At 74.5% G+C, this 23,818-nt stretch carries 24 protein-coding genes; 13 read left to right on the forward strand and 11 right to left on the reverse strand.

What is annotated here, in order from left to right:
* Positions 1 to 14 precede the first annotated feature (14 nt).
* A complete protein-coding gene (locus IF73_RS0105085) occupies positions 15 to 860 on the reverse strand; it encodes a class I SAM-dependent methyltransferase (RefSeq protein ID WP_031003846.1) in 846 nt (281 codons plus the stop codon).
* 137 nt (positions 861 to 997) lie between these two features.
* On the opposite strand from IF73_RS0105085, the gene IF73_RS0105090 reads away from it, so the two are divergent.
* Positions 998 to 1,603, forward strand: coding sequence for a TetR/AcrR family transcriptional regulator (locus tag IF73_RS0105090; protein ID WP_031003848.1), 606 nt, complete (start codon positions 998 to 1,000; stop codon positions 1,601 to 1,603).
* 212 nt (positions 1,604 to 1,815) lie between these two features.
* Entirely contained in the window at positions 1,816 to 3,183 is a 1,368-nt protein-coding gene (locus tag IF73_RS0105095) for an NAD(P)/FAD-dependent oxidoreductase (protein ID WP_031003850.1), read from the forward strand.
* Between the two features lie 45 nt (positions 3,184 to 3,228).
* Here the strand turns inward: IF73_RS0105095 and IF73_RS0105100 are convergent, their stop codons facing one another.
* Positions 3,229 to 4,011 (reverse strand): L,D-transpeptidase family protein, encoded by a 783-nt coding sequence (locus IF73_RS0105100; RefSeq protein ID WP_031003852.1) that lies wholly within the window; start codon positions 4,009 to 4,011, stop codon positions 3,229 to 3,231.
* 153 nt (positions 4,012 to 4,164) lie between these two features.
* On the opposite strand from IF73_RS0105100, the gene IF73_RS0105105 reads away from it, so the two are divergent.
* The 3 genes from IF73_RS0105105 to IF73_RS0105115 all read left to right on the forward strand — a co-directional run bounded on the left by IF73_RS0105105 (position 4,165) and on the right by IF73_RS0105115 (position 6,278).
* Positions 4,165 to 4,623, forward strand: coding sequence for a GNAT family N-acetyltransferase (locus tag IF73_RS0105105; protein WP_031003854.1), 459 nt, complete (start codon positions 4,165 to 4,167; stop codon positions 4,621 to 4,623).
* A 90-nt stretch (positions 4,624 to 4,713) separates the two neighbouring features.
* Entirely contained in the window at positions 4,714 to 5,793 is a 1,080-nt protein-coding gene (locus tag IF73_RS0105110) for a dihydrodipicolinate reductase (RefSeq protein WP_031003856.1), read from the forward strand.
* On the forward strand, positions 5,790 to 6,278 hold the full coding sequence (locus IF73_RS0105115; protein ID WP_031003858.1) for a carboxymuconolactone decarboxylase family protein: 489 nt from the start codon (positions 5,790 to 5,792) through the stop codon (positions 6,276 to 6,278). The genes IF73_RS0105110 and IF73_RS0105115 overlap by 4 nt, the downstream gene beginning before the upstream one ends.
* A 68-nt stretch (positions 6,279 to 6,346) precedes the next feature.
* Here the strand turns inward: IF73_RS0105115 and IF73_RS0105120 are convergent, their stop codons facing one another.
* The 3 genes from IF73_RS0105120 to IF73_RS0105130 form a co-directional block, all read right to left on the reverse strand.
* Entirely contained in the window at positions 6,347 to 7,996 is a 1,650-nt protein-coding gene (locus IF73_RS0105120; protein ID WP_031003859.1) for a GMC oxidoreductase, read from the reverse strand.
* Between the two features lie 81 nt (positions 7,997 to 8,077).
* The gene (locus IF73_RS0105125; RefSeq protein ID WP_031003861.1) at positions 8,078 to 8,851 is read right to left on the reverse strand and encodes an aminoglycoside adenylyltransferase family protein; all 774 of its coding nucleotides are present in this window, start codon (positions 8,849 to 8,851) and stop codon (positions 8,078 to 8,080) included.
* A gap of 140 nt (positions 8,852 to 8,991) precedes the next feature.
* Positions 8,992 to 10,101, reverse strand: a complete 1,110-nt coding sequence (locus IF73_RS0105130; protein ID WP_031003863.1) for an asparaginase — start codon at positions 10,099 to 10,101, stop codon at positions 8,992 to 8,994.
* Positions 10,102 to 10,245: 144 nt separating this feature from the next.
* Here IF73_RS0105130 and IF73_RS0105135 point away from each other — a divergent pair, with 144 nt between their 5' ends.
* From IF73_RS0105135 to IF73_RS0105155, 5 genes are all read left to right on the forward strand, one after another.
* A complete protein-coding gene (locus IF73_RS0105135) occupies positions 10,246 to 10,710 on the forward strand; it encodes an Lrp/AsnC family transcriptional regulator (RefSeq protein WP_031003865.1) in 465 nt (154 codons plus the stop codon).
* A gap of 197 nt (positions 10,711 to 10,907) precedes the next feature.
* The gene (locus IF73_RS0105140; protein WP_031003867.1) at positions 10,908 to 11,708 is read left to right on the forward strand and encodes an endonuclease I family protein; all 801 of its coding nucleotides are present in this window, start codon (positions 10,908 to 10,910) and stop codon (positions 11,706 to 11,708) included.
* Positions 11,709 to 11,776: 68 nt separating this feature from the next.
* On the forward strand, positions 11,777 to 13,054 hold the full coding sequence (locus IF73_RS0105145) for a VWA domain-containing protein (protein WP_031003869.1): 1,278 nt from the start codon (positions 11,777 to 11,779) through the stop codon (positions 13,052 to 13,054).
* The gene (locus IF73_RS0105150) at positions 13,054 to 13,881 is read left to right on the forward strand and encodes a hypothetical protein (RefSeq protein ID WP_031003871.1); all 828 of its coding nucleotides are present in this window, start codon (positions 13,054 to 13,056) and stop codon (positions 13,879 to 13,881) included. Before IF73_RS0105145 ends, IF73_RS0105150 begins: the two co-directional genes overlap by 1 nt.
* A gap of 170 nt (positions 13,882 to 14,051) precedes the next feature.
* Complete coding sequence (locus IF73_RS0105155) at positions 14,052 to 15,161, forward strand: NAD(P)/FAD-dependent oxidoreductase (protein WP_031003873.1); 1,110 nt, start codon at positions 14,052 to 14,054, stop codon at positions 15,159 to 15,161.
* Positions 15,162 to 15,173: 12 nt separating this feature from the next.
* Here the strand turns inward: IF73_RS0105155 and IF73_RS0105160 are convergent, their stop codons facing one another.
* From IF73_RS0105160 to IF73_RS0105180, 5 genes are all read right to left on the reverse strand, one after another.
* Positions 15,174 to 15,629: a MarR family winged helix-turn-helix transcriptional regulator gene (locus IF73_RS0105160; RefSeq protein WP_031003875.1), complete on the reverse strand. Its 456-nt coding sequence runs from the start codon at positions 15,627 to 15,629 to the stop codon at positions 15,174 to 15,176.
* Between the two features lie 38 nt (positions 15,630 to 15,667).
* Positions 15,668 to 16,147 carry a (2Fe-2S)-binding protein gene (locus IF73_RS0105165; RefSeq protein ID WP_031003877.1) on the reverse strand — a complete coding sequence of 160 codons (480 nt, stop codon included), beginning with the start codon at positions 16,145 to 16,147 and terminating at the stop codon, positions 15,668 to 15,670.
* Positions 16,148 to 16,167: 20 nt separating this feature from the next.
* Positions 16,168 to 18,516, reverse strand: coding sequence for a molybdopterin cofactor-binding domain-containing protein (locus tag IF73_RS0105170; protein ID WP_031003879.1), 2,349 nt, complete (start codon positions 18,514 to 18,516; stop codon positions 16,168 to 16,170).
* Between the two features lie 151 nt (positions 18,517 to 18,667).
* A complete protein-coding gene (locus tag IF73_RS0105175) occupies positions 18,668 to 19,012 on the reverse strand; it encodes a hypothetical protein (protein ID WP_063833404.1) in 345 nt (114 codons plus the stop codon).
* A gap of 89 nt (positions 19,013 to 19,101) precedes the next feature.
* Entirely contained in the window at positions 19,102 to 19,530 is a 429-nt protein-coding gene (locus IF73_RS0105180) for a DUF6223 family protein (protein ID WP_031003883.1), read from the reverse strand.
* A gap of 213 nt (positions 19,531 to 19,743) precedes the next feature.
* Here IF73_RS0105180 and IF73_RS0105185 point away from each other — a divergent pair, with 213 nt between their 5' ends.
* The 3 genes from IF73_RS0105185 (at position 19,744) to IF73_RS0105195 (ending at position 22,151) form a co-directional block, all read left to right on the forward strand.
* Entirely contained in the window at positions 19,744 to 20,874 is a 1,131-nt protein-coding gene (locus IF73_RS0105185; RefSeq protein WP_031003885.1) for a sensor histidine kinase, read from the forward strand.
* Entirely contained in the window at positions 20,871 to 21,533 is a 663-nt protein-coding gene (locus IF73_RS0105190) for a response regulator (RefSeq protein ID WP_031003887.1), read from the forward strand. The genes IF73_RS0105185 and IF73_RS0105190 overlap by 4 nt, the downstream gene beginning before the upstream one ends.
* Positions 21,534 to 21,713: 180 nt before the next feature.
* Complete coding sequence (locus IF73_RS0105195; protein ID WP_031003888.1) at positions 21,714 to 22,151, forward strand: OsmC family protein; 438 nt, start codon at positions 21,714 to 21,716, stop codon at positions 22,149 to 22,151.
* Between the two features lie 32 nt (positions 22,152 to 22,183).
* Here the strand turns inward: IF73_RS0105195 and IF73_RS0105200 are convergent, their stop codons facing one another.
* Positions 22,184 to 23,635, reverse strand: coding sequence for a carboxylesterase/lipase family protein (locus IF73_RS0105200; protein ID WP_031003890.1), 1,452 nt, complete (start codon positions 23,633 to 23,635; stop codon positions 22,184 to 22,186).
* Positions 23,636 to 23,818: the final 183 nt, after the last annotated feature.

The following is a 23,818-nucleotide window of genomic DNA, read 5'->3' on the forward strand; positions in this document are numbered from 1 at the left end:
GGACCGGTCGGGTCCTAAGGTCGCTCCGCCGTCACCAGCCACGCCGTGCTCAGCAGCCGGACCGGACCCTCGGGGGTCTCGTGGGCGCGGAGGTGGTCGGTGAGCGCGGTGCGGGCGCGGGTGCGCGTGGGCTCGTCGGCCTGGTCCATCAGGTGGCGGCCGGGGCCGGTGGCCAGGAGGAAGTCCGCCGCGTCGGCGGCGTCCCGGCCCCAGGTGCCGTACGCCCGCGCCTCCTCGATCGCGACGCCGGTGAACCCGGCGGCCGCGAGGAGGGTGCGGACGGTGTCCGGGACGGCGAGGGAGAACATGCCGGGGACGCCCGGCCGGCCGAAGTCGCCGACCGGCAGGATGCCGCGTAGCGACGTCATGGCCGTCACCCAGCCGTTGAGCCCGGGATCGGACGGGCAGACGAGGGCGAGCCGCCCGCCGGGGCGCAGGGCGCGGCCGATGTGGGCGAAGGCGGCCTCGGGGTCCTCGAAGAACATGGCGCTGTACCGGCTGATCACCGCGTTGAAGGCGCCCTCCTCGTAGGGGTGGGTCTGGGCGTCGCCGCGGGTGAAGGTGACGTTGTCGACGCCTTCGGCGGCGGCCCGGACGCGGGCCTCGGCGAGCATCGGGGCGGAGAGGTCGAGGCCGAGGGCGTGGCCGCGCGGGGCGCGGCGGGCCGCGAGACGGGTGGTCTGTCCGGCGCCGCAGCCGACGTCGAGGGTGCGGTGCGCGCCGGCGATGCCGGCGGCGTCGAGCAGCGGGGTGTTGAAGCCGTCGTTGACGGCGTTCCAGCGGTCCTGGTGGCGGGCCCAGTGGGCGCCCTCGGGGCCGTTCCAGGCCTGGTCCTGCGCGGCGTTGGCGATGGTGGTCACGGCTGGCTCCTCGTCCGGAGGGAAGTATGGGCACACGCCTATTCCCGAACAGTATGGGCACGTGCCCATACCGGCAATCCCCGTCTACGATCCAGGCAGTCGGATCCGGCCGGGTACTGGGAGAGGGAGGCGGGCTCATGTCACCGCGTGGAGTGGCGACGCCGGACGTGCGCGAGCGGCTGTTCGCGGCGGCCGAGCGGGTCGTGGAGAGGGACGGGCCGGGCGCGCTCACCAGCCGGTCGGTGACGACCGAGGCGGGATGCGCGAAGGGGCTGCTGCACGCCCACTTCTCGGGGTTCGACGAGTTCGTCGCCGAGCTGTGCCTGGACCGCTTCGCCCGTACGGCGGTGAAGGCGCGGGCGCTGGCCGGGGCGGTGGGCCGGGGCACGGTCGGCGGGAACCTCGACGCCGTCGTCCTCGCGCTCTTCGACTCGGGCGGCCCGGCGGTCTCCGGCCTCGCCATGGCCCGCCCCGCCGCCGCGCTGCGGATCCGCGAGGCGCTGGCCGCCGGCGCCCCGGGGTTCACGGCGATCGAGGAGGCCGTCGCCGGCTACCTGGAGGCCGAGCGCGGCCTGGGCCGCGTCCCGGCCGACCTGGACCCGGCCAGTGCGGCCCTCGCCCTCGTCGGCACCAGCCACCACCTGCTGATGACCACCTGGCCCGGCTCCCCCGACCCCCGCCCGGCGGTCCGGCGGCTGGTGGCCACACTCGTCCCGGAGGTCCGGGACGCGGAGGCGCCCTAGCTCCGGGGCGGAGCCGTCAGGGCCGCTCGACGAACGACGTGAAATCGCCCCTCGCACTCCGCGGCAGACCGGGGCGGACCAGGCCGAGGAGCGATACCGCCGCAATGGCGATAGAAAGGGGTGAACCACGGAAAGTCAGTGAACAAGTGCAAAAGCCGCCCGCGAGGTCAGAGGCGGCGACACTTCGCACGCTCATACGGAAGGCGGCAAGCGTGACGCGACCGAGGATTCTCGTGGTGGGCGCCGGGTTCGCCGGAGTGGGCTGTGTGAAGCGGCTCGAACGGCGGCTGACCGCGCGGGAGGCGCGGATCACGCTGCTCTCACCCTTCTCGTACCAGCTCTACCTGCCGCTGCTCCCCCAGGTGGCGGCGGGCGTCCTGACGCCCCAGTCGGTGGCGCTGTCGCTGCGGCGCAGCCAGAAGCACCGGACCCGGATCGTGCCGGGCGGCGCGGTGGGTGTGGACACGGCGGCGAAGGCCGTGGTGGTGCGGACGATCTCCGGGGAGTACGAGGTCGAGCCCTACGACCATCTGGTGCTCGCGCCCGGCAGCGTGACCCGGACCTTCGACATCCCGGGGCTCGCCGACCACGCCCGGGGCATGAAGACGCTGGCCGAGGCGGTCTACATCCGCGACCACGTCATCGCCCAGCTGGACCTGGCCGACGCCAGCGACGACGAGGCCGAGCGGGCGGCGCGGCTCCAGTTCGTGGTGGTCGGCGGCGGGTACGCGGGCACCGAGACGGCGGCCTGCCTGCAGCTGCTCACCCACAACGCGGTCAAGCGGTACCCGCGGCTCGACCCGGCGCTCATCAAGTGGCACCTGGTGGACATCGCGCCCCGGCTGATGCCCGAGCTCGGCGACAAGCTGGGGGCGGCCGCCCTGGACATCCTCACCAAGCGGGGCATCCAGGTCTCGCTGGGGGTGTCGGTGGCCTCGGTGGACGACGAGGCGGTCACTCTGACGGACGGCAGGGTGCTGCCCTGCCGCACCCTCATCTGGACGGCCGGTGTGGCCGCGAGCCCGCTCGTCGCGACCGTCGGCGCCGAGACCGTCCGCGGCCGTCTGGTGACGACGCCGGAGATGCGGGTGCCGGGGCTCGACGGGGTGTGGGCGCTCGGTGACGCGGCGGCGGTGCCGGACCTGGCGAAGGGCGAGGAGGGCGCGATCTGCCCGCCGACGGCCCAGCACGCGATGCGGCAGGGCAAGACGCTCGCCGACAACCTGGTGGCGACCCTGCGCGGCCAGTCGCCGCACCCGTACACGCACAAGGACCTGGGTCTGGTGGTGGACCTGGGCGGGATGGACGGGGTGTCGAAGCCGCTGGGCGTCGAGCTGCACGGGCCGGCGGCGCAGGCGGTGGCGCGCGGCTACCACTGGGCGGCGCTGCGCACCAACGTGGCGAAGACCCGGGTGATGACGAACTGGCTGCTGAACGCGGTGGCCGGGGACGACTACGTACGGACCGGGTTCCTGGCCTCGAAGGCGGGGACGCTGCGGGACTTCGAGTACACCGACGCCTATCTGACGCCGGACCAGATCCGGCTGCACACCGGGCCGTTCCGGGGTGCGGTCGGCTGATCGCACTCCCCCGCGGGCCCGGCCGGCCCCCGGCTCGCCGTGCTGTCAGCGGGCGAGTTCGGGGGCCGGTCCCATGACGACGACGGGTTCGGCGGCCGGGTCGAGGGCGACCAGCAGGGTGCGCAGGTCGTCGCGGTCGAGGGCGACGCACGCCTGCGTGGGACCGCCGTGGTCGACGTGGATCCAGACGCCGCCGCCCTTGTCCGCGCCGAGCGGGCGCTCCTTGTCGAGGGGGGTGCGGCCGGGGACGCGGTTGTAGTCGATGGCGATGACGTGGTCGAAGGAGCCTTCGAGGGACTCGCCGTGGAAGCCGGTGCCGCTGATGGCGAACTCGGGGTCCTCGTCGTACGGGAGGCGGGCGCCGGGGTCGGGCAGACGGCCGCCGGCGTCGCCGATGCGGTAGACGCCGATGGGGGTGCGCAGGTCGCCGGCGGAGTGGTCGGCGGTCCAGCCCTTGAGCGCGTTGCGCGCGGGCCAGGGGCCGCCGGCCTCGTACCACGGGCCGCCGCGGGCGCGCTGGTGGAGGACGACGGTGGCGGTGTTGCTGTTCTCGGTGGCGCCGGTGACGACCAGGGCCTGGGTGGTGCCGTCGGGGATCCGGGCCTGGGTGAGCGGGCCGATGCCGGGGATGCGGGCGGGGCCGGCGGGGCGCGCGTCGGTGGCCTCGGGGGCGGTCGTCTTCGCGGCGGGCGCGGAGGACCCGGCGGGCGGGGCCGGCGGGGTGGCGGCGGTCGGTTCGGGGTGTGCGCAGCCGGTGAGCAGCAGGGCCGCGCACAGGGTGCCGGCGCCGAGGAGCGCGGGGGCGCCCTTGCGGACGAAGGCGGGCATGGGAAGGCATCCTCCTGGCCGGGGGCAGTGCAGCGATCCGTACCCGCTCGGCGGGCGGCGCTGCGCGGGAGGGCGGCGGCCCACCCGTACGGCGGAGCGGGACGTGCGGGAACGCGGTTGACCGGCGGGCGGCGGGTGCGATGGGGTGCGGGGATGAACGGTTTCGAGGGGTGCGGGGAGCTGCGGGTGGTCCCGGCGGCGGGCGGGCGGGAGCTGGCCGACTGGCGGGCGGTCCACAACGCGATCATCCCGACGGCGGTGCTGTCGGCGGACGAGGTGCGGGAGCGGGCCGGGCGGAACCGGCTGGAGGTGGCCTATCTGGGCGGGGTGGCGGTGGGGTGTTCCACCGTGCGTCCGCCGGACGGGGAGACGCCGGCGGCGACGGTGATCGCGCGGATCCTGCCGGAGTACCGGCGGCGGGGCTTCGGGACGGCGCTGTACGAGCAGGGTCTGGCGCACGCGCGGACGATGGATGCGGCGGGGGTCGAGACGGTGGTGCTGGCGTCGAACGAGGAGGGGTTGCGGTTCGCGCTGGCACGCGGCTTCGCGGAGGTGGAGCGGTATGTGCTGCCGGGGGACACGATCCCCTTCGTGACCCTGCGGCTCGGCTGATCCTCCGTACGACTCAAGCGATCTGACGTCTCGTCAGATCTCTGTGTCGCGGGTCTGGGAACCTCGCTCGCCCGGCGCTACCCTCCGCGCATGATACGGACGGTGGTGTGGGGAACCGGAAATGTCGGGCGGGCGGCCATCCGGGCCGTGGACGCCCATCCCGGGCTCGAGCTCGCGGCGGTCCTGGTCTCCGACCCGGCGAAGGTGGGCCGGGACGCGGGGGCGCTCGCGGGCCTCGGGCGCGAGCTGGGCGTGGCCGCGACCGACGACGTCGGGGCGGTGCTCGGCGCCCGGCCGGGCGCGGTGGTGTACGCGGCCTCCGGCGACGTGCGGCCGGACGGGGCGCTGGAGGACGTGGTGCGGGCGGTCGCGGCGGGCGCGGTGGTGGTGACGCCGTCGCTGTACCCGCTGTACGACCCGCGGAACGCGCCGCCGGAGTTCCGTGATCCGGTGCTCGCCGCGGTGGCCGGGGGCGGCGGGTCGCTCTTCGCGTCCGGGGTGGACCCCGGCTGGGGCAACGACGTGCTGCCCCTGCTGGTCAGCGGGCTCGGCACGACCGTGGACGCGGTCCGCTGCCAGGAGATCTTCGACTACTCGACGTACGAGCAGGAGTTCTCCGTCCGCGAGCTGATCGGAATGGGCAAGCCGCTGGACCACGAACCGCCGATGCTCTTCCCCTCGGTGCCGACGATGGTGTGGGGCGGGCAGATCCGGCTGATGGCGCGGGCGCTCGGCGCCGAGGTGGACGAGATCCGCGAGACGGTGGACCGGCGCCCGCTGGAGACGACGGTGAAGACGCGGACGATGGGCGTCTTCGAGGCGGGCACGCAGGGCGCGGTCCGCTTCGAGGTGCAGGGGATCGTCGGCGGCGAGCCGCGGATCGTGATCGAGCACGTGACCCGGATCCATCCGTCCTGCGCGCCGGACTGGCCGGTGCCGCCGGACGGCGCCGGGGCGCACCGGGTGATCGTCGAGGGCCGGCCGCGCATCGAGGTGACGGTGGCGGCCACCGACGAGGACGAGAACCGGGCGGCCGGCGGGAACGCGACGGCGGTCGGGCGCCTGGTCGGGGCGATCGACTGGCTGGCGGCGGCGGAGCCGGGGCTCTACGACGCGCTGGACGTGCCGATACGGCCGGCGGTGGGGAAGCTGGGAAGGAGACCGCGGTGATCATCGACATTCCCGAGGGGCAGGAGCCGATCGGGTACGTGTGGGGCGACATGGTCCCGGAGATCGGGACGGCGGCGGCGAACTTCTCGCTGTCGGTGTACGCCCACACGACCCTGGGGCTGCGCGAGTTCGAGGCGGCGCGGCTGCGGATCGCGCAGATCAACGGCTGTCACTTCTGCCTGGACTGGCGGACGGACCGGGACGGCGTGAAGGTCGAGGAGGGCTTCGACGCGGTGGTCGCGGCCTGGCGGACCACGGAGGTGTCCGACTCCTTCGACGCGCGGACGCGTCTGGCGGCGGAGTACGCGGAGCGGTACGCGCTCGACCACCACGGCCTGGACGAGGAGTTCTGGGCGCGGATGACGGCCCACTACAGCCAGGCGGAGATCGTGGAGCTGACGATGAGCCTGGGTTCGTGGCTGGCCTTCGGGCGGCTGAACCGGGTGCTGGGGCTCGACGAGGTGTGCGTGCTGCCGACCGGCTGAGGCCGTCGGGCGCGTCAGGGGCCGGCCGGTTCTCGAACCGGCCGGCCCGCGCGTGTGCCCGGTCACGCTCAGAAGTCCTCGGCGATGATGCGCTCGATGTTGCGTTCGGCGAGGGCGGTGATGGTGACGAAGGGGTTGACGCTGGTGTTGCCGGGGATGAGGGCGCCGTCGATGACGTAGAGGCCCTGGTAGCCGTGGAGGCGGCCGTGGTTGTCGGTGGCCCGGTCGAGGACGGCGCCGCCGAGCGGATGGTAGGTGAGGTGGTCGCCCCAGATCTTGTAGGCGCCGAAGAGGTCGGTGCGGTAGATCGTCCCCTCCTTGGCGTTGATCTTGTCGAAGACGGACTTCGCCATGTCGATGGACGCCTGCTTCCAGGACCGGTCCCAGCTGAGGTCGACGCGGCCGGTGGCCGGGTTCCAGGTGAACTCGGCGCGGTGCGGGGTGCGGGTGATGGAGAGGTAGAAGGAGGCGTAGGTCTCGATGCCGGTGGGCAGCGGGGCGACCTCGGCGAAGGCGCCGCCGGCGTCCCAGTTGTCGATGCCGGCGGTGGGCATGGCGGACTGGAGCGTGCCGGTGGGGTCCCACATGTGGTTGGCCCGGCCGCACATGACGTTGCCGTTGTCGCCCCAGCCCTTGCCGATGTGCTCGTTGAGGGCGGGCAGGGCGCCGGTGGCCTTGAGGCGGGTCAGGAGCTTGCTGGTGCCGACGCTGCCGGCGGCGAAGAAGACCCGGTCGGCGCGGACGGTCTTGGCGGCGAGGACGGCGCCGGTGGTGTCGATCTGGTCGATGGCGACCGTGTAGCCGCCGGCGGCGGCCGGGGTGACCGAGGTGACCCGGTGCAGGGCGGAGACGGTGACGCGGCCGGTGGCGGCGGCCTGGGCGAGGTAGGTCTTCTGGAGGCTCTTCTTGCCGTGGTTGTTGCCGTAGATGACCTCGCCGTCCAGGGCGGACTTCGGTACGGCTCCGGCCGCCTCCTGCTTCATGTAGTCCCAGTCGTAGACGTTGGGCACGAAGACGAACGGGAAGCCGGAGCGCTGGGCGTGCTTGCGGCCCACGCGCGCGTACTGGTAGCAGGCGGCGTTCTCCCACCAGGTCTCGTCGACGGAGGTGACGCCGAGGCCCGCGTTGGCACGCGGGTAGTAGGTGGCGTACATCTCGGCCGGGTCGACGGTGGGGAGGATCGCCGGGAAGCGCTCGCGGCGCGGGGTGACGGCCATGCCGCCGTTGACCAGGGAGCCGCCGCCGATGCCGCGGCCCTGGTAGACGGTGATGCCGGCGAAGTCCTCGGCGTCGAGGATGCCGGTGTGCCGGGGCACGTCCTTGTCGAGGGGGAAGCCGAGGAACTGGCTCAGCGGCTGCTTGGTGCGGGTGCGCAGCCAGAAGGAGCGGTAGTCGGGCTTGGTGGTGTTGGCGAAGACCTTGCCGTCGGGGCCGGTGGTGTCCCAGGCCAGGCCCATCTCGATCATGTGGACGTCGACGCCGGCGCGGGCGAGGCGGAGGGCGGCGACGGAGCCGCCGTACCCGGTGCCGACGACCAGGGCGCGGACGTGGGAGCCGTCGGGGATGGGACAGACGTTCAGCCCGGGGACCTCGGCGCGGGCCGGGGCGGCGAGACCGCCGGCGAGGGCGGCGGCGCCGAGAACGGAACCTGTTCCCGTCAGGAAGCGGCGGCGGTCGATTCCGTGAGTTCCCTGGGCGGACAGGGAGCGTTCACTCATGTGATCTTCCTCACTCGTGAGCGAATGGGAACACGTTCTACGACCGTCCGCCGAGGAAGTCACGAGAAACCGACGGGTAACTTAGGCCGGATACGCCCTCTTGATCCCCGCGGCGACGTACTCCGCGTGCCTGCGCGCCGCGGGCAGCCGGTCCGCCCAGGAGCCGTACTCCCCCGCCAGATACTGGGCCCGGGCGGCCTCCAGGGGCGCCCGGTGCTCCGCCGGCAGCGACGGCAGCAGCAGGGCCGCGGCCTCGTCCTTGGAAAGGATCCGGCCGGTGCGCAGGGTCGTGAGGATCCGGGCGAGGGTGAGCAGGACGTTGCGGGTGTCGCCGTCGAGATCGGCCAGGAGCTCCGGTACGCCCGCCACCATCGCGGCCCGCAGGTCGGCCTCCGGCACCGGGTCGAAGAGCTCGGTCGGGCGCGGCCCGTACAGGGAGACGTCGCCGGCCCGGGCCATGGTGAGGAGCGGCGCCAGGTCGGGGCAGGGCGCGGGGGCGGGGGTGAGGCCGGCCTCGCAGTCGTCGCGGAGCCATTCGCCGTAGAGGTACTCGCAGACCGGCGGGTACCGCCAGGGGCGGACGTCGGCGTGGACGACCAGGCTGAGTTCGACGGGCCGGGCCGGGCCGCGGTGGGCCCGGGCGCCGGAGACGGCGAGGAGGGCGTCGGTGAGGGCGCGCCGCTCGGCCCCGGTGGTGTGCCGGGTCAGGACGACGAGGACGTCGACGTCGCTGGTGGGCCGCAGCCCGCCGAGGACGGCGGAGCCGTGGACGCAGGCGGCCCGTACGGCCTCGTCCCCGAGGGTCTCGCGGACGATCCGGACGACGTGGTGGGCCGGTGCGGTGGCGTCGGGCACGGGGGCTCCTGGGCGGGGGGCGGTGGACGAGGAGTCCGTCACCGTACCGAAGGGGCCGGGGCCGTACCGGGGTTGTTTCCGGCTCGCGGGCGGAGGAGGGGGAAGGTCGACGCCCGCGAGCCGGTGTTCGGGGGGCGCTCTCAGGCGCGGGCCGGGACCGGCGCGGCCTCGCGGGAGGTGCCGGTGGCGAGGGCGGGTTCGGTGCGGACCGGGCCTTCGAGGAGCCGGCGGAGGAGGGCGGCGCGGCGGGCCGGGTCGTCGCCGTCGGTCTCGGCGAGGAGGGCGGCGAGGACGGCGATGCGGGCCTGGCCGGCGCGGAGGGTGCCGGCGAGCAGGCCGCCCGCGGCGACCAGGTCGACGGCGCCGCCGCCGGTGTAGATCTCGGCGAGCGGGCCGGCCGGGACGCGGGTGGTGACGGCCACGAGGACGCCCTGGGCGGTGGCCTCCGCCACGGCCTCGGCGATCTCCGGGGTGGCGTTCCCGGCGCCGGTGGCGACGAGGACGATGCCGCGGGCCCCGGCGGCGAGGGCGGCGTCGAAGTGCAGCCGGTCGCCGTCGGTGTGGTGGAAGACGACGTCCACGCGGGGCAGTCCGGCGCGGCGGCCGGCGTCCGGGTCGGCGGTGCGGGCGGCAGCCGGGAGCGGCAGGACGGCCGGGCGCTCGGGCAGCCGCTCGACGTCGACGCGGGAGAAGCCGACCCGGCCCAGGCGCTCGGCCGAGGGGTCGGAGAAGGCGTCGGCGGCCAGGGTCTGGGTCTTCACCGTGCCGCGGGCCGCGTGCACGCGTCCGTCGAAGACGACGAGGACGCCGAGGTCGCGGACGGTGGCGGCGACCTGGAGGGCGTCGTACAGATTGCCCGGGCCGTCGCCGTCGCCGGTGCCGAAGGGGCGCTGGGCGCCGGTGAGGACGACCGGGCGGGGGTCGGCGTGGTGGAGGTCCAGGAGGAAGGCGGTCTCCTCCAGGGTGTCGGTGCCGTGGGTGACGACCACGCCGTCGACCCCGGGGTCCGCCAGGGTCTCGTGGACCGTGCGGAGCAGCACGAGCTGGTGGGCCGCGGTCAGGAGCGAGCTGTTGACGTTGAAGAGGTCGCGGACCTCGACGGTCACGCCCTCGGGGAGCGGGGCGGTGGCGAGGACGTCGTCGCCGGAGGCGTCGGCGGCGTAGCCGGTGCCCTGCCAGCGGCTGGCGATCGTGCCGCCGGTGCTGATGACGACGATCCGGCGCGGGGTTCCGTCGTTCGTCCGCTGCATGTCCGCCGCCTCTCGCTGCTCTGGGTGCCCAAGGGGGCTCGGTGATGGCTCCGTGACGAGCGTCGGCAACGCTAGACCAAAAGAGTGAGCAGGCGATTGCGGATACTGATACAGAAATGTTTCCTCATGGCAGATAATTGCGCCATGGACCGAATCGATCTCCACATCTTGCGCGAGCTCCAGCAGGACGGCCGGCTGAGCAACCAGGAGCTCGCCCAGCGGGTCGGCCTGAGCCCCTCCCCCTGCCTGCGCCGGGTGCGCCAGCTGGAGCAGGACGGGGTGATCAGGGGCTACCGGGCGGTCATCGACCCGGAGGCGGTCGGACGGGGCTTCGAGGTGCTGGTCTCGGTCGAGGTGAAGCGGGACCGGGAGACGGTGGAGGCGTTCGAGGAGGCGCTCCAGTCGATCCCGGACGTGATCGAGGCGTACCGGCTCTTCGGCAGCCCGGGCTGTCTGCTGCGGATCGCGGTGGCGGACCTGTCGGCGTACGAGCGGCTGTGGATCGAGCAGCTGACGGCGCTGGCCGGGGTCACCGAGGTGAACTCGCAGATCATCATGAAGCGGATCAAGGAGCCGAAGGGGATGCCGGTGGACGTCCGGGGCGGCTGAGGCGGAAGTGGCGCGACCCGCCCGCGCACGGCTCCCGTGTATGCGAGAACGTCACCGAATGGCTCTTTGTCCGTAACACGACAACCCCCTCCCCCGTGCGACCCTCCCGGATGACACGCAGTCAACACGCGTAGAGTGCCGCCTCCCTGAGCCCGGGACGGCGCTCGCCCGCGTGCCGTCCCCGGAAAGGGCCCCCCATGTCGGTAGCACGGATACGCAGTTGGAAGGTCTGGGCGGCGGTCTCCGCCGCCGTCGTCGGACTCACGCTCCCCGCGGTCACGGCGACGCCCGCCGCCGCCACCACGACCGCGTACGACACCACGTACTACAAGAACGCGGTCGGCAAGACCGGCACGAGCCTGAAGTCGGCGCTGCACACCATCATCAGCAGCCAGAGCAAGATCTCGTACGACGCGGTCTGGAACGCGCTGAAGGTCACCGACCAGGACCCGAACAACACCAACAACGTCATCCTGCTGTACAGCGGCGTCTCCCGCAGCAAGTCCCTCAACGGCGGCGACGTCGGCGACTGGAACCGCGAGCACGTGTGGGCCCAGTCCCACGGCAGCTTCGGCACCTCGGCCGGCCCCGGCACGGACCTGCACCACCTGCGCGCCTGCGACGTCCAGGTCAACAGCATCCGCGGCAACAAGGACTGGGACTTCGGCGGCAGCGCCGTCAGCGGTGCCACCGGCAGCTACACCGACTCCAACTCCTTCGAGCCGCGCAACGCCGACAAGGGCGACGTGGCCCGGATGATCCTCTACATGGCCGTCCGCTACGAGGGCGACGACGCCTGGGCCGACCTGGAGCCCAACGAGTCGACCACCAACGGCAGCGTCCCCTGGCACGGCCGCCTCTCGGTCCTCAAGCAGTGGAACGAGCAGGACCCGCCGAGCGCCTTCGAGGAGCGCCGCAACGACGTCATCTACAACACCTACCAGGGCAACCGGAACCCGTTCATCGACCACCCGGAGTGGGTCGAGGCGATCTGGTAGCACCGCCTTCCGGGCCCCGGCCGCTCCCCCGTTTTGGATTGTCGGAGGATCATCAATACGATCCGCCGATGATCACGAGAAAACGGCTGGCGACCGGGGCCTGCGCCCTGCTCGTCGCCCTGACCGCCGCGCTGCTGCCGACGAGCGCGGCCGCCGACGAACCGGCGAAGGAATCCCCCAAGGTCGAGCTGGTCCTGGACGTCAGCGGCTCCATGCGGGCCAAGGACGTCGACGGCAAGTCCCGGATGAGCGCGGCCAAGGAGGCGTTCAACGAGGTCCTGGACGCGGTGCCGGAGGAGGTCCGGCTCGGCATCCGCACGCTCGGCGCCGACTACCCCGGCAACGACCGCAAGCGCGGCTGCAAGGACACCCGCCAGCTGTACCCGGTCGGCCCGCTCGACCGGACCGAGGCCAAGACCGCCGTCGCCACCCTCGCCCCCACCGGGTGGACCCCGATCGGCCCGGCGCTGCTCGGCGCGGCCGACGACCTCGGCACGGACGGGGCGACCAAGAGGATCGTCCTCATCACCGACGGCGAGGACACCTGCGCCCCGCTCGACCCGTGCCAGGTGGCCCGCGAGATCGCCGCCAAGGGCATCCACCTCGTGATCGACACCCTCGGCCTGGTGCCCGACGCCAAGACCCGGCGGCAGCTCACCTGCATCGCCGAGGCCACCGGAGGCACCTACACCTCCGTCCACCACACCGAGGAACTCTCCCGCCGCGTACGCCAGTTGGTGGACCGCGCGGCCGACCCGGTGGTGACCCCCGTCGCCACCGAGGGCACCCGGCAGTGCGCGGACGCCCCGCAGCTCAAGCCCGGTCTCTACACCGACCGCGAGACGTTCGGCGAGCACCGCTGGTACAAGGTCGACCTGCTGCCCGGCCAGGAACTCCGCGCCTCCGTCAGCATCTCCGCCGACCGGGCCGTGAACGACGACTACGGGGTGCTGCTGCGGGCGGTCACCCGGAGCGGGCGGGAGATCGTCCGCGGCTCCGAGGCCGGCGACGGGCGCACCGACGTCATCTCGACCGGTCTGCGCTACCCGAAGCCGGAGACCGACGACGCGGACGAGGACGGCGACGGCAAGCCGGCCGCCGAGACCGTCTGCCTCCAGGTCAGCAACTCCTTCTCCGCTCCCCCGGCCGTGAAGACCACGCCCGGCATGCCGATCGAGCTGTCCGTGGACATCGTGGACGGTCCGTCCGGCGCCTCGGACGTGGCCTCCTTCGGGCTCGGCCGCGGCTGGTGGCTGCTCGGCGCGCTGGTGCTCGCCGGGTTCCTGGCCGGACTGATCTGGGGCTGGCTGTCCCGCTGGCGCGTCGCCGTCTGGAGGACCCACTGATGCGTACCGTACGGATGCTCGCGGCGGCCGTGCTGGCCGGCGCCGCCCTGCTGGGCCCCGCCGCGCCGGGCGCCCTCGCCGACACGCCCACTCCGTCGGCCCCGGCCGGCGAGGAGGCGGGCCCCACGGAGGCCGGCACCACCTTCCGTACCGCCGCCGCCTTCCGGCCCGGCCAGGAGGCGACCGCGCAGGCGGCCACGGGCGACTACCTGTACTGGGTCTTCCCCGCGGACACCGGCGAACGGCCCACCGTGAAGGCGACGGTGACGCTGCCGGAGAGCGCGCTGCGGCACGGCCCGGCGACCTGGCGGGTCGACGTCTACGACGGGCTGCGGCGCCGCCAGCCGTGCATGTACGGGACCCAGTCCCGCACCGCCGCCAAGGAGGCCGGTTCGGTGCAACTCGCCTGTGTGCTGCGGCCGGTGCGGGCCTCCGCCGACGCCTGGGCCAACGACCCGCTGCCGGGCAGCTACTACGTCCGGCTGACCGTCACCGGGCTGCCGGAGGAGGACCTGGGGCAGCCGTTCTCGGCCCGCGTCGGCGTGGACGTCTCCGACCGGGGCGGCGCGTACGCCACCGACGGGGCGCTCGCCGCGCCGCTGGTGCCCGGCGCGACCACGGCCGAACTGGCCGAGGCCGAGGAGGCGGCGGGCCGGCGGACCGCGGTGGAGGCCGCCGCGCCGGAGGGCGGCTGGTCCTCCGGCTGGTGGTCGGACCGCTGGATCTGGACCGCGGCCGGCGGCGTCCTCGCCGCGCTCGCCGGCATCGGCGGCTACGCCCTGACCAGGGGCGCGGGCCGTCCGCCGCGGGTGCCGCCCGCCGCCTGACCCACCGTGTCCGGAAGCCCCCGTCGCGCGCGCGGCGGGGGCTTCCGCATGTCCGGGGCCCGATGCCCTTTACAGTTCGCATCACGAACTATATGGTTCGTAGCGCGAACAACCGACGGCGCGCACCGCCGTCGGATCCGATCCGATCCGCTCTGAAGGGGAACACGGACATGAACGCGATCGTCACCGTCATCGGCGGGGGTTACGGCGGCTCGACCCTGGCCAAGGCACTGGAAGCGGACACCGAGGCCGGCGTCGAGGTCGTCCTCGTCGACCCCAAGGACGCCTTCGTGCACGCCGCCGGCTCGCTCCGGGCCCTCGTCCGGCCCGACTGGGCGCCGAACGTCTTCTTCCCGTACGACCGGCTGCTCGCCCGGGGCCGGGTGATCCGCGACCGGGCCGGCTCGGTCGACGCCCGGGGCGTCACCCTCGCCTCCGGCGGGCGCGTCGACGCCGACTACGTGGTCGTCGCCACCGGCTCCGCCTACCCGTACCCGGCCAAGTTCGACACCGACTCCTCCGCCGAGGCCCTGGACCGGCTGCGCGCCACCCACGAGGAGCTGGCCGGCGCCGACCACGTACTGATCAGCGGCGCGGGGCCGGTCGGCCTCGAACTCGCCGGCGAGATCCGGTCCGTCTGGCCCGACAAGCGGATCACCCTCGTCGACCCCCGCGACGGACTGCTCCCCGGCTTCGCCCCCGGGCTCCGCGACGACCTCGCCCGGCAGCTCGACGAACTGAAGGTGGAGGTACGCCTCGGCGTGACGCTCACCGAGGAGCCGCCGGCCGGCCCCGGCCGCGCGGGCACCTTCACCGTGGGGACCTCCGACGGCGGCGCGCTCACCGCCGACATCTGGTTCCGCGCCCACGGCGGCGGCGTCCACGAGGGCTTCCTCGCCCCCGACCTCACCGGCGCCCTCACCGCGCGCGGGCAGCTCCGCGTCGACGGGCACCTGCGGGTGGAGGGCCAGGAGCGGGTCTACGCGATCGGCGACGTCACCGCGCTCGACGAGGCCAAGATGGCCGGGTACGCGATGCAGCACGCCGAGGTCGTGGCGGCCAACATCCTGGCCCAGGTGCGGGGCGGCGAACCGGAAGCCACGTACACGCCCTCCCCGATCCCCTCGGTGCTGCTGCCGCTCGGACCGCTGGGCGGCGTCGGCCAGTTCCCGTCCCCGGACGGGCCGCTCGTCCTGCCGGCCGCGACGGTCTCCGCGTACAAGGGGCACGACCTCTTCACCGGGCGGTTCGCCGAGCTCTTCGGCACCGCCGAGGCGTGAGCCCCGGAAGGCTCAGGGGCGGTCGGAGAAGACCTCCGGGACCTCGTTGTCCAGCACGACCCGGCCCAGCAGGCCGGCCAGCAGCTCCCGTTCGGGGTCGTCGAGCCCCGCGGGCAGCAGCTCGATCCGGCGGCACGCCTCCGTGTAGAACACGTCGGCGAGGCGGGCGCCCTCCCCGGTCAGGGCGACCCGCACGGCCCGGCGGTCGTCGGGGTCGGCCGCGCGCTCCACGAAGCCCAGCCGCGAGGTGCGGTCCACCAGGCCGGTCAGGCTGGACTTGGCGAGCCCGAGCTTGGCGCCCAGCTCGCCCATCCCGGTCGGGCCCGGCATCAGGACGCACAGCAGCTGGCCCTGCTGGGGCGTCAGCCCGTAGGCGTGCGCGGCCTCCGCGTACGCGGTGTTCACCAGAAACGCGGAGCGCACCAGCGCGGCGACGACTCCGATCCGCTCACCCTCGTCCTTGGCCATGCCCCCAGAATACCCTTCGTGGCACGAACCATCTGCCCTCAGGGCATCCTCCGGGCGCCCTCCAGGACCGCCTGCCGGATCCGGTGGTAGGTGCCGCAGCGGCAGATGTTGCGCAAGCCGTCGAGGTCCGCCTCGGTGACCTCGCGGCCCGCCTCCCGGGCCTTGCGGACCGCGTCGACCGCCGCCATGATCTGCCCCGGCTGGCAGAAGCCGCACTGGGCGACGTCGAGGTCGAGCCACGCCTCCTGCATCGGGTGCAGCTCGGCGCCGACGGTGTCGGGCAGGCCCTCGATGGTGGTGACCTCGTCCTCGGGGGCGAGCTGCCCCACGGGGACGGCGCAGGGCGTGAACGCCCTGCCGTTGAGGTGGCTCGTACAAGCCCGGCAGACGCCGACCCCGCAGCCGTACTTGGGCCCGGTGACGCCGAGGACGTCCCTGAGGACCCACAGCAGGCGGACGTCGGACTCGACCTCGGCCGTGACGGCCTTGCCGTTGAGGATGAAGGTGTGCTGGGGCACGGGCTGCTCCGGGGGGGGTGTCAGAGGACGCGGTCGCGGCCGTCGGTCGGGGAGGCCGGGATCGGCGGCACGGCCGGCGTGGGCGTGAAGGCGAGCGGGGCGGAGTGGTTGACCGGGAAGACCGTCGGCATCGTGCCGGTCGCCCGGCCGTAGGCGCCGGCGACGGCCGCCATCGCGGCGGCCACCGCCAGCTCGCCCGCGCCGCCGGGCGTGTCGCCCGTCGGCGGCATGACGACGATCTCCAGCTCGGGCGGGGTGTTCCACTGCCGCGTGTAGTAGTAGTTGTCCCAGCTGGACTCCAGGAAGGCGCCGTCCTTCAGGTGCAGTCCTGAGGTGAGGGCGAGGGCGATGCCGTCGGAGATGCCGCCCATCATCTGCGCCTCCAGACCGCGCGGGTTGACCGCGAGGCCGACGTCGACGGCGCAGACCACCCTGGTGACCCGGGGGCCGGTGTACGCGTTCGGGACCGTGCGCCCGGTGGTCGCGGGCCGGCAGTCGATCTCGGCGAGCACCGCCACGTACGCGTGGTACTCGGGGTGCACGGCGATGCCCTGCCCGGTACCGGGCTCCATCGGCCGCCCCCACCGGCCCAGTTGGGCGACCTTGTCGAGGACGGCCCGGGCCCGGGACTCCTTCAGCAGGCGGCGGCGCAGCTCGTAGGCGTCCTCGTCCAGGCGGCGGGCCAGTTCGTCGAGGACCAGCTCCTGGGCGGTGCGCACGTTGGGCGAGTAGATGTTCCGCATCGAGCCCGTGTTGTAGCCCCTGTCGGTCTCGGCGAGGAGCTGGGTGGTGACGCCCAGGTGGTAGGGGCTGATCTGGGTGAGCTGGAACATCGTCTCGGAGAAGGTGAGGTCGGCGACCGGCAGCCGGGCCGCCTCCGCCGTCAGCACCTCGCCGATGCCGTGGCCGAAGTCGGTGGCGACGGAGGTGTGCCGCTGCTCGTACGTCAGCACCTCGCCGAGCGAGTAGGTGGCGCGGACCCGCGAGGTCGACATGGGGTGGGTACGTCCCTGCCGGAAGTCGTCGGTGCGGTGCCACATCAGCTTCACCGGCTTGCCGAGCTTCTTCGAGATCTCGGCGGCCTCGTGGGCGGCGTCGTGGAACAGCTTGCGGCCGAAGGAGCCGCCGCCCTCGGTGACGTGCACCTTCACGGCGGAGACGGGCAGGCCGAGGCGGAGCGCGATCTGCTCCTGGGCGACGATCGGCGCCTTGAGGGAGCCCCAGATCTCGGCGGAGTCCGGGCGGACGTCCGCGATCGCGCAGTTGGTCTCCAGGGCGGCGTTGCTGGCGAAGTGGAAGGTGAAGCGGGCGTCGACGGCCTTGGTGAGCAGCGGCAGCGGCGGGACGACGAGCGGGAGTTCGGCCCGGCGCAGCTCGGCGAGGACGGTGGCGTCGGTGGCGTCCTCGGCGGTGCCGGGACCCCAGTCGACGTCGAGGGCGCGGACGGCGTCGACGCACTGTCCGAAGGTGCGGGCGCGGACGGCGACGCCGGTGGAGACGGGGACGACGTCGGTGACGCCCGGCATGGCCCGTACCGCGTCGAGGTTGGCGACGGAGCGGACGGTGCCGTTGATGGTGGGCGGGCGGCAGACCATCGTCGGCAGGGCGCCCTCGACCTGGAGGTCCATGGCGAACCGCTTGCGGCCGGTGACGGCGGCGAGCGCGTCGAGGCGGCTCCGGCCGGTGCCGACGACCCGGAAGTCCGCGCGGTCCTTGAGGGTGACGGTGACGGCGGTGTCCGCCACGGCGGCGGCCCGGGCGGCGAGTTCGCCGTAGCCGAGGACGGCGCCCGTCGGGGAGAGGACGGTGCCCGCCTTGGTGGTGAGGGTGGACACGGCCTCGCCGAGGACGAGGGAGGCGGCGTGCAGCAGCCGGCCCCGGGCGACGGCGGCCGCGACCCGGATCGGGGTGTAGGTGGAGACGGTGGTGTTGGAGCCGCCGGTGAGCTGGTTGAAGAGCAGTTCCGGGCGGGCGTCGGCGAGGGTGACCTTCACCTTCTCCAGGGGCAGGTCCAGTTCCTCGGCGATGAGCATCGCGGAGGAGGTGGTGACGCCCTGGCCGACCTCGGCGCGCGGCAGCGCGAAGTGGGCGGTCCCGTCGGGGTCGAGCCGGATGGTGATCAGATGGCTGGTCGGCAGCGCGGCCGTGGTCAGCAGGTCGTTGAGGTCGAGGAGTTCGGCCGGCCCGGGCAGCGAGGGGACGACGGCCTCGGCGGTGGTGGGCGCGACGGCCTCGGCGCCGGCCTGGGCGGCGACGGTGAGGGTGGGCGCCGCGAGCACGTAGCCGAGGAAGCGGCGGCGGCCGATGCCGTCGGCTCCGGCGGGCGGGGGGCTCGGTTCGTTCTCGCGCGCGGGATGCCGCCTGGCCATGGGGGGTGCCTTTCGACGCGTGCCGTACCGGCCGGAGGGGCCCGGTCCTTCTTCTCGGGTGCGGGGGCGATCATCGCGCATCCGGGGGCGTGGCGGGGCCGCTTCGGTGAGGAAACCGCGAAGGAACCGTGCTGGTCAGGAGTGCTTTCCGTCAGGTCTGCCGGGTTTCGGACGGTGCGGGGCGCGGCCCGGGGCGTCCGCCGGATCGGGCGGACGCGCCGCTCCGGAGCCTCGTCCGGGCCCGCAGGCCGCGTACGGCCCGGACCCGGCGGGCGTTCACCCGGCCCCGGCACGACCGCAGCTGGTCGCGGGAGACGCGGGCGCGCTGCCCGCCGCCGGCGATGAGCGCGTTGACGGAGACCATCGGATCGCCGCCGACCGAGCGGGCCAGCAGGGCGCCCACCACGACCGGCCCGAGCGCCACCACGAGGGCGGTGCCGGTGGCCGAGGCGTGGCGGAGGGGCCGGGGGCGGCGGCGCGGAGTGCGGAAGGTCATGGGTCCATTCCAGCCGCTCCGGGCGCCGGGCGGATCCGCCGGCGTACTCAGGTCGTGGCGGGACGCGTACTCACGCGGCTCACGGCCCGTCACCCCGCGTGGCGGCGGGAGCGGGAGACGGCACGGCCGCCGAGCGCCGTCGCGGCGAGGCCGACGATCAGGGCCACATAGGCCCCGCCCAGGCCGTTCCCGGTGCCGAGGCCGCCGGCGGCGGTGGCGGCGACCACGCCGCCCAGGACGACGGCGGCCACGCCCGCGGCGAGGGCGAGCCACGCCCCCAGCGGTCCGGTCGCGACGCCGAGACGGCCGGCGGGACGGGCCACGGCCCGCCACGCCACGACCAGGCCGACCAGCCCGATCACCGCGCCGGCGAACGCGCCGATCCGGCCGGCGCTGACGGTGGTCACGGAGGCGGCGAGCGACGACGCCGGGCCGGAGGCGGCGGAGGCGGGCGCGGCGAGGGCGAGGGCCCCGAGCAGGGCGGCCGTTCCGGTGGCGAGCAGGCGGCGGACGGACATGGCGGACTTCCCTTCGGACGGTGCGGTGCGGCGACGTGCCGCGAACCGTGCCCCGAGCCTGTCCGCCGCCCCCTCCCCCGGTCGTCCCCCCGCCGTGGACACTTCGCCTGCCGCGGACGCGGTAGCGGGCGCCTCCCTACCGCGTCCGTGGTAGTCGGAGGCTCGTCCCCGAGGGCGACTCCCGCCGCGCGGCGGGCCGGTTAGGGTGCGCCCATGACGGAAGTGACGGCCGGGGTCCGGCAGTGGTACCTGGAGGCGGCCGTCGCCCTGGGGGTGACGGCGGCGCTGCTGGTCACGGCGGCGTCCGGGCCCCGGCCCGGCACCGGTCCCGCCGTCGTCGCCGGGTACGGGCTCCTCGCGGTCGGCGGGCTGGCCCTGGTCGTGCGGCGCCGGGCGCCCCGGGCGGTGCTCGCCGTCACGGGGGCGTGCGCGATCGGGTACCAGGCGGTGGGTTTCGACGTACCGGTCGTGGCCTATCTGTTTGCCGTGTACGCGGCCGTACGGGCCGGGCAGCGCGCCGTCACGGTCGCGGCGAGCGTGCTGATGCTGGGGGCGCTGCCGGTGGCGGCGCTGCTGTCGGGGCCGTACGAGGTGGGCGAGGCGTTCGCGCGGGCGCGGGGCGCCCTGGAGATCGCCTGGCTGGTCGCGGCGGGCGCCGCGGGCGAGGCGCTGCGGCAGGCCGAGCGGCGGGCGGACGAGGCCGAGCGGACCCGGGAGGAGGTGGCCCGCCGCCGCGCGGACGAGGAACGGCTGCGCATCGCCCGGGAGTTGCACGACTCCCTCACCCACCAGATCTCGGTGATCAAGGTGCAGTCCGAGGTCGCCGTCCATGTGGCGCGCCGACGGGGCGAGGAGGTGCCCGCCGCGCTCCTCGCCATCCAGGAGGCGGGGCGGGAGGCGAGCCGGGAGCTGCGGGCGACCCTGGAGGCGCTCCGCGACGACGACACCGCCCCGCCGTGCGGGCTCGCCGACGTACCGGAACTGGTCGACAGGGTAAGGGCGTTGGGGGTGGACGCGACGCTGACCGTGGAGGGGCGCGGGGCGGACGTGCCGGCCGCCGTGGACCGGACGGTGTACCGGATCGTCCAGGAGTCGCTGACGAACGTCGCCCGGCACTCCGGGGCCGCGACGGCCACCGTGCGGATCGACTGCCGGCCGGAGCTGCTGGCGGTCCGGGTGGAGGACGACGGGCGGGCCGCACCGGCCGGCTCGCCGGTGCCGGGCCTCGGGCTGCTCGGCATGCGCGAGCGCGTCACCGCCCTCGGCGGCCGGCTCAGCGCCGGGCCGCGGGACGGCGGCGGCTTCTCCGTCCTGGCCGAACTTCCCGTGGAGCGCACACCGTGATCCGTGTCCTGCTCGTCGACGACCAGCCGCTCATCCGCAGCGGGTTCCGGGCGCTGCTCGACCTTGAGGACGACATCGAGGTGGTCGCCGAGGCGTCCGACGGCCGGGAGGCGCTGGCGCTCGCCCGCGCGCACCGGCCGGACATCGCGCTCGTGGACATCCGGATGCCCGTCGTCGACGGCATCGAGACCACCCGGCGGATCGCCGCCGACCCGGAGCTCGCCGGGGTGCACGTCGTGATCCTGACCAACTACGGCATGGACGAGTACGTCCTCGACGCGCTGCGGGCGGGTGCCGCCGGCTTCCTCGTCAAGGACGTGCTGCCGGAGGACTTCCTGCACGCCGTGCGGGTCGCCGCGCGCGGCGACGCCCTCCTCGCCCCGTCGATCACCCGCAGGCTCATCCACCGCTGTCTGGCGCAGCCGGCGCCGGCCGTCGCCGGGCCGGCGCTGACCGGGCTGACGGGCCGGGAGCGCGAGGCGGTGGTGCTGGTGGCGCGGGGCCTGTCCAACGACGAGATCGCCGGCCGCATGGTGATCAGTCCGCTGACCGCGAAGACCCACGTCAACCGGGCCATGACCAAACTGGGCGTCCGCGACCGGGCCCAACTGGTCGTGCTCGCCTACGAGTCCGGCCTCGTGACGCCGAACGGCGCCTGACCCGGCGGCCCCCCCGGCGGCGCACGCCCCCTCCTTCCCGGCCCGGGGGCGGGGTGGTGCGGGGCCGGGCGGCGGCGGACGCGGCGCGCTGACGTCCGGCCGGTCGGGTGGGGTGCGGCGGGCGGGGCGCCGTAGCGTACGGGGCACACGTACGACAGCCCAGCCGAGGAGTGCTTCCCCATGGCCGACTACCGCGTCGAGACCGTCCGTACCGGATACCGGCGGTGGACCGCCCGCAACGACCGGGGGGCGGAGGTGCTGATGGCCGCGGCCGACGACGACGGCGCGCAGCCTTCGTTCACGCCGGTGGAGCTGCTGCTGGCGGCGATGGGCGGCTGCGGCGGTCTGGTGATCGACCGGACCGCTCGGGCGGTGGACCACGACGATCTGCGGATCGTCGTGGAGTCGGTGTCGACGCCGGAGGACGACGGGCGAATCGGCCGGATCCGGGTGAGTTACGAGTTCGACCTGCCGGACTCGAACCCGAAGGCGGCGGAGGTCTTCGCGCGCGGGGTGCGGCTCACGCACGAGAAGTTCTGCACGGTGAGCCGCACCGTCGAGCACGGCGCGCGGGTCGAGGCGGTCCTCCCGGACGGGACGGTCGGCTTCGAGGGCTGAGGTCGGATCAGGTCCGGTCGGGTCAGGTCAGGTCAGGTCAGCCAGAGGTCGCGCACGTGCCGGACCGGATCGCTCTCGACCCGGCTCTCGGCGTCCCAGACCTTGGTGGCGGGGGTGCCGGGGGCGTACCGGGGCCAGTCGGCGCCCGGGTCCTGGTCCTTGACGAAGCCGACCCAGGCGCGGTGCACGGCGTCGGCGAGGGCCTGCGGCGGGGTGTGGCCGGCGACCTCGGGGACGCCCTCGGCGTCGAGCAGGTCGAAGGCGAAGGGCAGGTCGAGGCAGTGCACGGCGAGGCCGACGACCGGTGAGCGCCAGGCGAACTCGTAGAGCCAGGTCGGGCGTGCGCGGGCGGCGCGGGCGTCGGCCACCGCCAGGTTCGGCGCCCGGAACATGACGTCGGTGAGGGCCTGGCCGAAGAGGGACTCCTCCGGCGTGTCCGGGTAGGCGGCGGCGAACTCGCCGGTACGCGCCGGGTCGAGGCCCAGCGCGCCGAGGAGGAGCGGGAGCGGCGGGCCGTCGTCGCCGGGGCCGGGGAACATCGAGAACTCGTCGGCGGTGAAGCCGAGCAGGAGCGGGACGTCGGCGCCCGCGTCGCCGGTGGTGAGCGCGTCGGCTGGCGGTACGGGGACGAGGTCGCCGTCCGCGAAGGGGGCGAGGGCCAGCATCGGGGGCAGCCCCGCGCGGTCGGGTCCGTCCTCGGCGAGCCGGTCCTGGAGGGCGAGGAGTTCGTCGTCGCTCAGGTCGCGCAGGGCCGCGGCGGTGGCGGGGACGCCGGTGCGGGCGGTGAGCAGCCGGGCGGCGGCGCGGGCGGTCGCGGGCCCGTCGGGGCGCAGGACGGCGCCGGAGACGGCCAGCGCGCCGCGGAAGAGGCCCCGGGCGGAGGGGACGGAGAGCAGGGTGAGGACGGCTCCGCCGCCGGCGGACTGGCCGGCGATCGTCACCTTGCCGGGGTCGCCCCCGAAGGCGGCGATGTTGTCGCGGACCCAGGTGAGGGCGGCGATCCAGTCGCGGACGCCGCGGTTGTCGGGGGCGTCCTCCAGGTGGAGGAAGCCCTCGATGCCGAGGCGGTAGCCGACGGAGACGAGGACGACGCCGTCGCGGTTGAAGGCGGCGCCGTCGTACCAGGGGCTGGCGGCGGAGCCGGCGACGTAGCCGCCGCCGTGGATCCAGACGAGGACGGGCAGGCCCTCGGCCGGGGCGGTGTCGGGGGTGAAGACGTTGAGGTTGAGGACGCCGGCGCCCGGGACGCTGGGCTCGGGAATGGTGGTGACCTCGGCGAAGGGGCGGCGCTGGGCGGTCGGGCCGTAGGCGGTCGCGTCCAGCGGCGCGGTCCACGGGTCGGGCGGTTCGGGGGCGGCGAAGCGCAGCGCGCCGACGGGCGGCTTGGCGTAGGGGATGCCGAGGAAGCGGTACGTGCCGTCGGCGCGGCGCTCGCCGCGGACGGGTCCGCGGGTGGTGGTGACGAGGGGGCCGGGGGAGGGCATCGGGCGGCTCCTGGGGTGCGCGGGCCGGGGCGGCGGCGGTGGGTGTGCGGGGGTGGCAGCCTCAGCGTCGGGGGTCGGCCCCATTTACGTCAATGGCTGAAATAAAACTGGTGACACGTTTCACTGACACGAGTCATCTCGACTGCTGCGCCGCGCCCGCCGCGGGCCGGGCAGAATCCAGGG

The organism is Streptomyces sp. NRRL F-5727, from assembly GCF_000719555.1.
GTDB lineage: Bacteria > Actinomycetota > Actinomycetes > Streptomycetales > Streptomycetaceae > Streptomyces.